The following is a 14426-nucleotide window of genomic DNA, read 5'->3' on the forward strand; positions in this document are numbered from 1 at the left end:
AATGGCTGGTATTTAACTAAACTAATGACCAATTTAAGCGACAACAAAAAGCAAAGAGAGCTTGTTATGCAACAGAATAATGGATTTAGTTTGACGACACGGATCATTCATATGATTGGTTTTGAGTTATTTGCGATTATTATTTTCGCCCCTGTAGCGGCACTGGTGTTAAATAAAAGCATTGTTGAAGTCGGTGCATTGGGTGTACTTATCTCATTGATGGCGATGCTGTGGAATTTCATCTACAACTGGATGTTTGATCATTATGAGGCAAAGCTTGGCAAAGATCGTTTTAAGCGCAGTGCCATCACGCGCGCAATACATGCATTATTGTTTGAGTTGGGACTTTTAGTGGTAACGATTCCACTCGTTGCTTACTGGCTTAATATGACGTTATGGCAGGCGTTTATTGTTGATATCGGTTTTGTCGTATTTTTCTTGATCTATGCCTTTGTATACAACTGGCTATTTGACTGTCTATATCTGCAGTTATCACGTAGAGCAATCGCCTAAGAAACTGAGTTAATCTCATGGATCTTAACAAGCTTTATCATATTATTTTCAACTTTCTTCACCTCGATAATAAAGCCATTGATTTTAAGGCAACAGTTGCCAATTGGGATTTCACGCAGTTCATCGATAATAAAGCCAGAGATGGTTTTAGCACCTTGAGTCGGTAAATGTAAGTGCAAATGTCGATTAATTTCACGGATGGTGGTATCTCCGGTGGTGCTATAAGTATTATCTTTACCTGTTTTAATGTGTGTTTCAAGATTGTACGTATCGGCAAATTCACCAACGATTTCTTCAATAATGTCTTCAACGGTAATAATGCCTTCAATCTCACCATACTCATTCACCACGGTAGCAAAGCGCATGCCTTTTTGTTGGAAATTAATCAATTGGCGCTTAATAGAGATATGATCAGGAATATAGTAAGGCTCTTTAAGTAGCGCTAAAACATCTTCATAGGTGGGCGTGTCATCCGTGGCAATAAACTTTAATGCCTCGCGTGTGAGAATAATACCGGCAATATTTTCAATGTTTTCATAGCACGCGATCAAGATAGAGTGCTTTGCATGAACGATTTGGTGAATGACTTCAACAATATCAAGACTTAAGTTAATATATTCGATTTTATGATGTGGGATCATCACATCAGAGACTTTGATTTGATCAAGCTCTAATACACCTAAAAGCATATTTTTGTTTCGGGGTCCCAATTTACTTTTGGAGTCGTGAACAACCGAGTGAATCTCGTCACTGCTTAATGGCTCAGCCGTTTCTTTATGTTTTATTTTAAGTCCCACTAAACGAAATAACAGATTGGCAAAACCATTTAATAACCACACAAGTGGGTAAAATAAAACGAGCAAGATGAGTAGTAGAAAAGAAGCAGGGAAAGCCAACTGTTGCGGGAAAAGTGCCGCTAGTGTTTTTGGAATAATCTCAGCAAATAGAAGAATAATGATGGTTAATACAATCGTTGCAACAATCATACCAATATGCCCAAAATGCTGTTCGGCATAACTGGTTAGAATCGCTGAGGCAATGATGTTGGCAAAGGTATTGCCGACAAGAATCATGCCTAATAGGCGATCAGGACGTTTAATAAGATTTAAACTACGTTTGGCTGCTTTGTTCTTGCGTTTTGCCATGTGCCGCAATTTATATTTATTTAACGACATCATTGCAGTTTCAGACCCTGAAAAAAAAGCAGAGCATAAAATTAAAATGACCAAAAGAAGAAGTGTAAAGCTAAGATCCATGAGTTATTGGTTATATATTAAATTTATCACCCGGTTATCATAGCAATCAGCTGTGGGCAGCGCATTATTTTTATTGTTTTTTATTAGCAAAAATGGGCGCTCGCGATGAGATTGATTCTGAGATTGGTCATCATAAGATTCTGATGTTAATTTCTACTAAGAAACACTTAATTTAATCTAAAAATTCAAAAATATAATATGACTATTTAAATATCTGATTTTACGCTCTCGCTATTTAAGTTCATATTTTGATCCAAACAGTTATTTAATCCGACCCCGAGGAATATATATGATCAGCAAGAAATACAAATTACTCTATATTTTATCTGCGCTAAGCTTAACTGCCTGTGGTGGCGGTGGCGGCGGCTCATCAGCGACACCTGATACACCAACAATAGCAGCCAATGCCAAGCTTATGACGGATGTCTCGCGTCCATATATGAGTGATAAAGAAGCGATACTTGAAATGTCTGTTGAAGTAGGAAGTATCAATCAAATGCTGTTACAGGCGGCTGATAATAAGACGCAGTTAGAAATATATTCAAGAGAGTTTGTGAGCACTAGTTCCTCAAGTCATGCAATACACTTTGAGGAAATAAGCTCTGATCAGTCATGCTTTACCAAAAAAATTTTGCAGCCTGCTGAGAACTGTATTGATCAGTGGAAAGTAAGCACGATCAATCAAGAAGATCAATATCAAGGCAAGGTTGTCTATGGTACCAATCTTGGTAGCATTGAAGCGCCTGTGCAAATTGTTTTTAAATCACCAACTGATCCAGTCTTTCAAAAAGATCGCTTTACGATTAGCTCGATTACACCCATAGCAGTGGGTGAAACTACGAGCATTAGTTTGAACAATAGCACTCAATATCCGATTAACTATCCCGTTATTGAATTTCCTAAAGGGATCAAACCATTTATCACTGATATGTCGACTGTGACAGAGATTAAAAGTGGTCAATCAGCCATTATTCGTTTTAAAATCATCGATAGTAAAGAAGCGCAACAGGCACTAAAAGCGTGGCAAGATGATCTTAATGCAAATAAAGAAGATGCACATTTAAAATACTCAAGTGCACGTTTTTCGACACAAGTTTATCCATTGCAACCAACAATTTATTTGAATGATTTAGTCATTCAAAAATCAAATGCTCAGAATTTTCGTGAGATAGATGGCAAGTTAGCGATGGATTTATCAATACTTAATGTCAGCCAAGACAGCATGACAAATCTTATAACTGATATTACAAAAGGTAGCCAATATATCACACTAGATCACTCAAAATGCTATTTCCCATTACAAAAAAATAATAGCTGTATTGTGACCATTATGATTGATCCAAGCATTTCAAATGCCTATGCTGCCGATCAAGTTTTTGATGTAAGTTTCAGGGTGAATGATCAAAGCAATAGAGAACCAAATTCAATGAGCTTTTTGCTGGATCTGAATGCAAATGTTGGTATTGGTCTTGAAAGTACTTTAGTTGCAGATCATGAGAATCAGATATATCTACAAAATAATAGCTTAATTCAATGGCATCCATCATCTAATGTAGAAGACTATAAAATCATCGATGGAATGCTGAATGATATCACCTCAGAATTTGTTATAGGCAATGGCGTTAAGTCACCTGATTGTTTAACTGCTCATACAATAGCTAAAAATACAGGATGTTATATTACTGTACTGCCAAATACTGATCAAACAGGGAAACAACTTAAGTTGCATTTGGATCATTCTAATGTACAAAACACAGCACTTTTGTTGCCGAGTTATAGCGCTAACGGCATTAGTGGTAATAATGCATTAACGCCTGCAACAGTAATTAAAGGACGTGATTTATCAATGTATTTTACGATAGCACCACCATCATCCAAAACATTTAAGGGTTTTGAAGTCGTTGGTCTATCAACTGCTACACAAGATATGAGTTATCCCAACAGTTGTAAACAAGGCGATATCGTCAGCAGTAATAATCCTTGTCAGCTTAAAATTGATATTGCTGGAGATGAAATTGATGGCGAGAATTTTAAACCGCAATTAATCATACTCTGGCAAGATGGCACGCAATCAACTGCGGAGCTTAATATTGATGTGGTTGATCCTACGCAACCAGGCGAGGATGTAAGCGGGTTGTCTGATATTAACCTTTTACAGTCACAAACGAATTATGTTGATATTAACCAAGATGGCATACAGGTATTTATTAAAAATACAACGGGTAAAGTATTATCAGCTTTAAACATACAGATGCTACCGCAATGGCTTAATGATTTAGTTGATTTAAGCCAGTTGCAGATGATCACACTTAGTCCAGACCAAGAGCTTATCGTTAATATTCCCCTTAAATCGGATAAATCAGCAAATGATTTAAGTGCTGCGTTAAGAGCACATCTGGATGAGATTACACATAATGATCATCAAGATGAAACGGGTGGTCAGGTAATACGTGTTACAAGCAGTAATGCATTAGATGACTATTTTCCAAAGATTAAAGTGGATACCATTCCCTATTTTGATACGGAAAATCTTAATCATGGGCATAAGGAGCAAACGCTCGCTTATACGATGGTGTTTGGCAAGCCTAATCAACAGTATATCGAGGTAAAAAATCCAACCAATTATCGTTATGATATAAATTTCTCAGAAAGTTTACCCAGTGGTATTACCCGCGTAATGTCAGGTGCAATCAATGGGTTAACAAATTGCAGTGAATTTCCAAGTTTATTAGCAGGGGAAAAGTGTGCAGTAGCATTGATAGCATCACCAAATGCAAATGTTATTGAAGGTGATCATCTTGATTTGATCATGACACCCGCTGAAGGTGATGTGACAAGCACAACAACACTGCAGATGAATTTTGAAGTGAACTATGTTTATGATATTACTTATCAAGCCGAAGGTAGTGCAATTGCAATACCATTATCAGGTCATAAGGTATATAACTTAAAATTAGTCAATAATGAACAAGGCATACAATGGGTTCCATCAACGAATACTTCAGATTATATGATCAGTCATGACCAAGGCGTTAGTGGACTTAGCATTACTGCACCAACCATAATGCCAAATTGTACGGATGGATCTGCAGTAGCTACGGATGGCTATTGCTATATTGGCTTAGAGGTTGATGAGCATGCTTTAACACAGTCAAATTATCAGCTAAGCCTTAAAATGGGCGAAAGTAATTTAGCACTTGATGTGCTGGATGTAGGACAAGTATCGATTGTTGAGTATGGCAAGGCAAGTGTTCAGTTAGTGCAAAATGGTCATAGCATTAATCATGTTGTGCGCGCAGGAGAAATCATTGATGTGGTGATTTCAGCACCTGAGAACTGGTACGCTTCTGTAGCGGATGATCAGCAATTTAATATCAGAGCAAACCATCCCGCTATTAACTTTCCTCAAGGATATCTGTGTATTCTTTCACAATCTGCGCAAAGTACTGAGTGTAAGGTTTCTGTTCAAATTGGTGATGCGCTTAAAAGTGGTCATTATCTCTTGAAGATAATACCTGAACAGCAAACGATTCTACCTATTAATTTATCTGAATTAGATTTGGGTGTTTCTTCAGTAAAATACACTTCGATTTCTAGTTTTAATAATCATGTTTGTGCACTCGATGACAAGGATAATGCTTATTGCTGGGGGCGTAATTTCAATGGTCAATTAGGATCAGGAGAAAGTTATGAGTATGCTTTAGAGCCTGTATCGGTTGTTTTAGGAGATGCAGCAGGAAATCAGTGGCAGAATATTGCGGTGGGATTCTATCATACTTGTGCACTTAATCAGCTTGGAGATGCGTATTGTTGGGGCTCTAATTACAAAGGAGAGCTTGGCAATGGTAGCTTTCAAGAGAGTAATACGCCCAAAGCACTTGCAAATGGCGAGATTCCACAAGGTGTCAAACTTACTGAAATTCAATCGGGTGCTTCATTTTCTTGTGCGCTAGCGACAGATAAGCATGTTTACTGTTGGGGTAATAACCAAAATGGTGTGTTAGGTGCTGGGATTGCCGATCCAAATAAGACAGTGCCTGTAAGAGTTAATGAAAGCAATATAACGCCAGGTGCGGTGATTGAATCAATTTCTCTTGGAAATAACCATGCTTGTTTATTAACAGATACAAAAGAAGCTTACTGCTGGGGCAGCAATTACTATAAAGAGTTGGGCACTCAATTGCCAGTGAACACATCAAATACACCAATTAAAGTAAACCTTGAAGGCGTGAGTTTAAAAAGCATATACACGGGGCATTCTCATACCTGTGGCGTGAGTGATCATAATGAAACCTATTGTTGGGGTAATAATGAGAGTGGGCAATTGGGTACTGGAGTGCCTCCATCTTTAGGTGAAGCTTTACCTAAAAAAGTAGAAAGTGGCTCAATGCCCGAAGGTGTGTTTATAGAATCAATGGCATTGGGTAGCGCTCATAGTTGTGCCATTGCAAGTGATGATAAAGTCTACTGTTGGGGTGCAAATCGCAATGGTTTGCTTGGCAATGGCGTTGAAACGGGTAGTTATGAAAATAAACCGATTGCGATTGTACAAGGAGATATTCCAGAAGGCACACTTATGAGCTCAATCGTTGCCGGAAGTTCACATACATGTGTTCTTAGTATGGGTTATAGCTATTGTTGGGGTCGAAATACAAATGGTCAGCTTGGTAATGGTACGCTTAATAATAGCCTCATTCCTGCTGTTGGCAAATTGCCGATAGTCTAAACACGCTAAAGTTAGAAAACGCCATACATTTACTGTTTATCAAATCACTTCAAAGATAATTAACATGCTTTAAAGGAGGGCTTTGTATGCTATGTTATGTTAATAAAAGAAAATTAAAACTCATTACTATTTTATCATCGATGGTCTTGATAGGTTGCGGTGGAGGTGGGGGTGAATCCTCTGATTCAATGCCGAATCCAACCCCTTCGACATCGCCAGATCCTGCACCAAATCCAACACCTACACCAACGCCAACGCCTACACCAACGCCTACACCAACACCAACACCAACACCAACACCAAACCCTCAACCGGAGCCAGAATCAGAGCTTATTCCAGAAGGGATAGCACAGCTTACAGCCACTCTTCATGAAGCACCGTCTGAGCCTAATGTGTTAGACAATGTTATGCTTGAGTTGACCAATGAGACTGGGCAAAAATTTAGCTATCCACTTATGTATCTTGCCAATGGTGTTGAGATGCAAAGCGGGCGTTATACGATATCTTCATATATGCTTGCCGAGAATAAGCTTGAGTATGCGCTATCTCATGATCAGATTGAATTATATCCAAATGATAATAAAACCATTGCAATTACATTTCAGAAGGTTGAACCAGAACCAGAACCAGAGCCTGAAGAAAGTGAGCATATCGCGTTAATGCCGTTTAAGGATGTGAGTTTTAACATGCTATGGTCAACTGTGCCACCACGATCCAATTTACAAGAAATTGCCGATGTTTCTAAACACTATGATTATGTATTGGCATTTATTACGCAAAATGCATGGTCAGATAGTTGTTTTCCAGCATGGGGTGGATCTCCTGAGCTTGCTTTAGATAAAGCGCTTTATGTTAATGAGGTCAATTATCTTAAGAATCAAGGGGGACATGTAGGGATTTCATTTGGCGGTGAAAATGGCAGTACCGTGGCAAGTAAATGTACGCTTAATGAGCTTATTACTGTTTATCAAGAAGCCATTAATACTTATGATCCTTTTATGATAGATTTTGACGTTGAAGGTGGTGCTTTAGGTGATACTGAGGCAAATAATAAGCGAATAGATGCTTTGCTTGCAATTAAACAAGCCAATCCGAATATTAAGTTTACATTTACCTTACCTGCAAATATTGATGGTTTTCCACCTTCTGCGATGCAAATCATACAGCGCGCAAAGGAAAAAGGGCTAGAGGTCTTTGAATGGAATATGATGACAATGGCATGGTATGCACAAAAACTCCAAGATAAGCCCATATCAGATAGTGTTATTGCTGCAGCTGAGAAGGGGTTTACGCAATTAAAGTCAATTTATCAAGAGGCATCAGATGATGAAATCTGGCAGATGATACGTGTCACGCCAAAGATTGGCGTTGATTATGATTACAGTGAGTTTTATCCACAAGATGCTTATGATTTACAGGAATATGTCAAATTAAAGAAAATGGCAGGTATTTCATTTTGGTCAATGGATGGTGATCGTAATCAAAATAAAACAGGTGATTTGGGAGAGCATGCAAGCCCTGATTACTCAGGCGTCGAGCAAGCACCTTATGATTTCACGCGTGCCTTTTTGGGTAAGCTGCCAACACCTACGCCAACACCTGATGAAGTCAGTGTTAAATTTACTTTAAGTGGAATTCCTTCCTTAGCAACAGGTAATTTGACATTGACAGATGCCAATAATCAAACATTTACATTTACGCTAGATCAGTTGCGATCTTCTGAAGGTATTGCCCTTAGCGAGGGTGCGTATACGCTGCAATCGTTGATTATATACAATGGTGTGAGTTATATTCTCTCGACACCGCAAATATCGGTATCTCAAGGTATGTCATTACCTGCGACGATAGACTATACAGAAGTAGCTGCTAATGAGTTGGGTTATGTTAATATTTCACTGACTGGTTTGCCACAGGCTGCATCACAGCCGATGGTAACAGTTTATGATGCGTTTTATCGTGTTGTAATCAGTAAAAGTACCAGTAACTTTATGACAGAGTTTGAGTTGCCAGAAGGAGTATATCACCTATCCTATGAGGGTTACTTAGATGAAGTAAATAAGCGCTACTATAGTGCATCACAAACCGAGCAGGTGGTAATTGAAAAAGACAGCACAAAAAATTTGAGCATAAGCTATACCGCAGATAGTGTGTTTTATAAGGTTGGTGCGTATTATCCGGCATGGGGAACTTATGATCGAAATAATCAAATCCATGATTTGGATGCAAAAGATTTAGATGTGCTTTATTACGCATTTTTAAACTTTGATAGCAATGGCAATGTCAGTTTAGGTGAGAGTTATGCCGATATTGAAAAGCGCTTTACGACTGAAGTGGTAACAGAGCACGGAATCTATAAGCCCGGAACATGGTCAGGGGAAGGATCAGACAAGCCTTTTTATGGTAATTTAGAGCGTATAGCACAATTAAAAGGTTTTGCTAAAGAAAAATACAATAACACGTTGATTGCCGTGTTTTCCATAGGGGGGTGGACTTGGTCAACGCATTTTGCAGAAGTCGCTAGAGATCCAGTAAAACGTGAGAACTTTGCCAATACAGCAGCGGCTTTAGTTCAAGCATATGATATGGATGGACTTGATTTAGATTGGGAATTCCCAGTATGGGGTGTACAAAATGCTTTTTTAAATGCAGCGCAAGCTGAGATTAAAGCTGCCGGGGCTAGTATTAGTGACGCGCAAAAGCAAGCCATTTATGATAAGCATTTGGCATATGAGGAAGCAGATAACTATGTTGAGCTCATCAAAGTGACACGTCAAAAACTCAATGAATTAGCCAATATTACAGGCAAACATTACCACTTAAGTATCGCAATTAATCAAGCACCCGATAATATTATCGTCAATAGCTACAGTAAGATGATGGATTATTTAGATTCAATTAATATTATGTCCTATGATGCTGCAGGGACTTGGGATCAAACGACGGGCAATCAAGCGCCACTCTCAGCTGCTGAAGGTTCTGATGCACCAAATTATACGACGACTAAAGGAGCATGGAATTTAATAAGCTCAGTTGCGGCATTAAATGCAGTAGGTGTTCCTAATAATAAGATTGTTGCTGGTATTCCTCTTTACGGGCGTCAATGGGTTGGGGTTGCCGAAGGTCAGAGCCATATCCCAGGCGTTTATCAAACCGGTAACGCAGGTAATGGCGAATGGGAAGTTGGCAATCTGGGGTATAACTGTATCATGGGTGGTACTTTCTCAGCGCAAAAGACGATAGAAGTTTGTCAAAGCTTTGAAGATACAGCCAGTGAATATACTTATATTCTGGTGCGTGATAATAATGAGGTGCTTAGAAGTGTCGGTAATTTTGGTGAAGTAACAAGCTCTGGATATCGTGTTAGTGGCATCCTTTATCCCTTTGATAAAGTGATAGAAAGTTACTATTATAATCCGATAAGTAAAATGTTTATCACCTATGACTCGGCAACGATGGTTAACATAAAAGGTCAATGGATAAAACAACAAGGATTACAAGGTGGTATGTTTTGGGATACATCAGGTGATGTGCCAAATCCATCAACTAATCCAGATCCTTCTTTAATTGATACACTATCGCAGAGTTTCTCAGGTTAGAGTATTTTTATCTAAAAACGCTTTGTAACAATGATAATACATGACGTTACGATGTTGAAACTGACTTAAATTATTTTTTATTTATACTGTGCCTGCTTGTAAAATGATCTCTCAAATAAGAAGGAGTATAGTTCGTGAAAAATACAGTTAAAATATCCTCAATCTTAAGTCTGATCTTTGCAGGAGCTGCTTCAGCGGGTATTAACACAGAAGATAAGAAGCTTGCAATTTCAGCGACAGAAGCTGCTTATCATAGTAAAACGATTGAAGATAATCAGTATATCAAGGAATCAATCTCCAGAATTGAAGAAGATGGGTGGCGCTATGAGTTCTTCTTTGCTAAAGAAAGTGATGAAACACAAAATATTTTAAACAAAGCAAAAATAATGACAAAATCACCCGCACTTCAAAATGCACTTAACCAATATAGCCTAGAAAACCAATTTAACTATTTAGGAAATGGGATGCAAGGAGCGCTTCTAGGTACGCAAGTATTTGCTGCAAAAAAGGATAATAAAGCGATTATTGCCTTTAGAGGAACAGATACCATTAGTAATGTAATCGTTGATTCTGCGGCATTTCAAGTGAATTTTGAGCAAACAAATACCGGTGTGCATGCCGGGTTTTACAGCTATCTGCTTGATGTGGTTGAAAGAGATACAAACTTTGCCAACTGGTTAAAAAATAACGTTAACAAAGATACCCAGTTACTGATTACAGGTCATAGCTTGGGAGCGGCAGTGGCAACGTTAATGGCTGCATATCTGATTGAACAGGGCTTTTCTAGTGAGAAAATTAAATTAATCACCTTTGCTGAGCCTGCTCCTGGGAGTGAAGCGTTTGCTCAGAGATATGCCCCATTACTTAAGAATTATGTATGGGAGGCTAATATTCCAGATCCTGTGGTATGGTCTACGGCAATAGCAGGAGATCTTTATACGAAATATATGCATCATAAAGTAAGTTATCATCACTTTGGTCAGTTCAATGGTTTTTTAAATACCAGCCAAAGTGCAATCAATATTCACTCTGTCGATAACTACTATAATCAGGTAATGACTGAGATATAGTTATACCCATACCCATACCCATCAATTTTTGATTCAATCACCCCTTCAATAGTCTTTGTTTAGCATACTTCATGTTGAGATGGTTATCGCGTCAGTACATAAAGTTCAGTATCAATAATTCAAATAGAGATATTAGGAAATCTAATTTTACTCAATCATCAATATAGTTCATATTTTGATCTGCAAAATATCAATATTACCCCCCTACAAAATAACATTAGGAGAAATTATGAAATTTAATCTAAAGCATACCTCATTACTATTTTCATTAGCATTAATAGGCTGTGGCGGTGGTGGCGGTAGCAGCAGTGGCGATATGCCAATTCCAACACCTGTTAAAGCGCAATTGACAGCCGCAGAAGCAATTAAAGCACCCGCTGTTATTCAATCAGGTAAAACAACAGTTCTATCCTATACCGTGACAAATCCTGTCGTTGAGCAGGTGAAAATTGGGGCTATTGGTCAAAGAAGTAGTAATGCTTCAGTAGAAATTCAAGGCTTTGATGTGCCAGTTACTGATGGCGTTGAGTTGAATTATGATCTGAGTTTACCGCAAAACACTTGTTTTGATGAAAATGGACAAGGCAAAATGTTACCAGCAGGTGAACAATGTCATATTGCTTTTTTAGCTAAGCTAAATGGCGCGATTGATCAAGAAACAGATAGGCATTTAGTCTTAGCCGTAAGAACATCAGATAATGCAGACGATTTGCAAATTAATAAATCATTAAAGTTTGTTTCTCAACATGATGCACGCTTAATTGATTTAACTGACTCAATCACAACAAGCCGTTATCTTAAACCGGGTTCGATGGTTACAGTCGATGTGCGAAATAATACATCAGCAACAATTAATGCCCTAAATATCCAATTGCCAGAATGGTTAAAGGATATTGCTTTAAATATTTCTGCTGCGCAGATAGATGAATTGCATGTCGGTGATAGCTTTAGTTTTAGTTTTAATTTAGCGATTGATCAGAAAACAATAGATGCGCTTACTATGCATCAAGATGATACCGTTGATATTATGATTGAGGCAGCAAATGCCAAAGATACACATGCTCTTGATCTAGAAGTTTCTACTTCGATTGTCGATAGTAATGATGTTGCTTTTCAACAGCCTGAAATGCAGACAGTAACTTATAGCAATAACACCGATACGGTTTTAACGATTCACTCTGTTACACTTGAAAATATTGCAGATAATAGTGTTGTGATAGAAGACAATAATTGTCAAGAAACCCTAGCAGCCCATGCGTCTTGTCGCGTGCTGCTAAAAGCAGGTGATAATGCAAGGGTAAACGATTATGCGCAACCTGCTCACATTATTTTTGATTACTCAACAGAGCATGGCGCTAAATTAAGTTCTCAAAATACTATCAATATCAATCCGGTGAATGTTTCTATTGAGAAAGATGTTCATGCTAAGCAAGGCGAGACTTTTGAGATTAATATTACCAATGATGGTCCGTTTACAGCAGAGCTTCCTGACATGTCACATTTTAATATTATGCAAGACAATAAGAACATAGCGGGTTTAACACTTGATCCTCAGTCAAATTGTTTTAATACAGCGCTTGAAGTAGGGCAATCGTGTCAGGTTAAAATACACGCTGCTGAAGATATTACACCCGATGGATATTTATTGCATATAGATCAAGGCAATAATTTGGTTTCTGATGTTAATGAGTCATTTTATATCAATGATGCTGATGCAAGTATTGTTGTTGAAGCCTTTGACAACTATGATCATTCAAATATGGGTTATATTAAACTGGTTAACAATGGCGAAGTTGGCATTAAAAATATAGGGCTTGATCGCACTTATTTGCCTGAAAATGTTGAGTTATATAACGGTAGTAATGGTACTTCAAGCTACGGTGCAACATGGTGTACTGCTGAGCTTTGCCCAAACTATTGTGAGGTGAATGATGGGATATTTAATCTTGCGGTAGGAGAATCTTGTCATTTGTATATGTTTAGTCCCTCTGATGTGAATATAGCACAAGCGCAGCTAACGATTAATGCACTTGGTCAAGACTATGGATTTAATCTAACAAGAAAGACAGCACTTTATGCGGACATCCCACATGCAACGCTCTCTAGTCACAGGCTTTATCAGTTTATGGGCGATAGGATTAGCCATAAAGAAGAAGAAATAGCAAAACATTTGCATACAGCAGGAACCATAGAACAATATTATTGGCTTGAGAATGATCCTGATCATAATACATTGGCTGTTGTTGTCATTGATAAGTCACTTAATGATAGAAGAACCATTGAACTGCTTAAAAATATTGGTTGGACTTGGGTTAACCTTGACTTTCCGAGTAACCAGTATGTTTATATTGGTATTAGAGCCATATTTAGTCCAACAGGTGAGCTTCAAGTGATCGTTAGTGATAATTATTTAGAAAAAGGGATAAAAGTTATCGGGAAACCAACACCGTCAGGCTATACATGGCATCAAGATTATATTGAACCTGCAACCAGTATGAATAGCCATATTGATTTAAAAATATTAATGGATCAACATAGCAACGCTTATACAATTAGATTTGATAGCGCTTATGAGTCTGGCGGCTTTATAAAAATTGGATCTAATCTTGTTGATGAGACGGATTTATATGTATCAAGCGGAATACTAAAACATAGTCTCTACTTTGCTCAAGCTGATTATATGGCAGTAATTGATGCACCAGATACTGATTCACATAGCATTAATTTCTTTAACGATCAAAGTAAGCCTGTGGAGAAAGATGGAGATACTGTTATCAATCATCCTGATGCATCCTACTTAATGCCAAGTCATTACAAAGAAATTTATTCAGTACTTGCCATTCCCAATGCGATGTCTTTCTATGCTTTAGTTGATGCTGGACATAGCAAAAAAGAAATAGTTCAGTGTGATATTGATTATGAGCATGGGCATTTTGGTGATGATTTACATTGTCATGAATTGGCTGAAATCCCAGATGCAGCAGCGAGTGCAAAAACATTGAAGCTAATTGATGACAAGTTGGTTTTAATCGGTACAAAGGTAAAAAAAGAAGCGCCACGCTCAAATAAATTCTCAATCTTTGAGTATGACGACAAACAATGGACTGAATTAAGCTATCTATCAGCATATTTTAGCGAAGGCTATCAAATATCTGAGTTAGGGTATCAATATTATTATCCGATCGTACAACACGACTAGAACATTAATTATAAAATCCTCAAATATTTCTATTAAAAGAATTGATTTTACGACATCTTCAAATCA

Annotated in this window: 6 protein-coding genes; 5 read left to right on the plus strand and 1 reads right to left on the minus strand. The window is 37.8% G+C overall.

From position 1 onward, the window contains the following. Nucleotides 1-66 precede the first annotated feature (66 nt). On the plus strand, nt 67-513 hold the full coding sequence (locus DNJ75_RS00325) for a PACE efflux transporter (RefSeq protein ID WP_117001377.1): 447 nt from the start codon (nt 67-69) through the stop codon (nt 511-513). Here the strand turns inward: DNJ75_RS00325 and DNJ75_RS00330 are convergent. Beyond that, entirely contained in the window at nt 510-1769 is a 1260-nt protein-coding gene (locus DNJ75_RS00330; protein ID WP_117001177.1) for an HlyC/CorC family transporter, read from the minus strand. The genes DNJ75_RS00325 and DNJ75_RS00330 overlap by 4 nt on opposite strands. A gap of 289 nt (nt 1770-2058) precedes the next feature. Between DNJ75_RS00330 and DNJ75_RS00335 the strand changes: the two genes are divergently transcribed. The 4 genes from DNJ75_RS00335 to DNJ75_RS00350 all read left to right on the plus strand — a co-directional run bounded on the left by DNJ75_RS00335 (nt 2059) and on the right by DNJ75_RS00350 (nt 14360). Further along, nucleotides 2059-6495: an RCC1 domain-containing protein gene (locus DNJ75_RS00335; RefSeq protein ID WP_117001178.1), complete on the plus strand. Its 4437-nt coding sequence runs from the start codon at nt 2059-2061 to the stop codon at nt 6493-6495. Nucleotides 6496-6581: 86 nt separating this feature from the next. Then, the gene (locus DNJ75_RS00340) at nt 6582-10091 is read left to right on the plus strand and encodes a glycosyl hydrolase family 18 protein (protein WP_157968147.1); all 3510 of its coding nucleotides are present in this window, start codon (nt 6582-6584) and stop codon (nt 10089-10091) included. A 134-nt stretch (nt 10092-10225) separates the two neighbouring features. Beyond that, complete coding sequence (locus tag DNJ75_RS00345; protein ID WP_117001180.1) at nt 10226-11161, plus strand: lipase family protein; 936 nt, start codon at nt 10226-10228, stop codon at nt 11159-11161. 229 nt (nt 11162-11390) lie between these two features. After that, nucleotides 11391-14360 carry a COG1361 family protein gene (locus DNJ75_RS00350; protein ID WP_117001181.1) on the plus strand — a complete coding sequence of 990 codons (2970 nt, stop codon included), beginning with the start codon at nt 11391-11393 and terminating at the stop codon, nt 14358-14360. Nucleotides 14361-14426 lie beyond the last annotated feature (66 nt).

The organism is Cysteiniphilum litorale, assembly GCF_003428165.1.
GTDB lineage: Bacteria > Pseudomonadota > Gammaproteobacteria > Francisellales > Francisellaceae > Caedibacter > Caedibacter litoralis.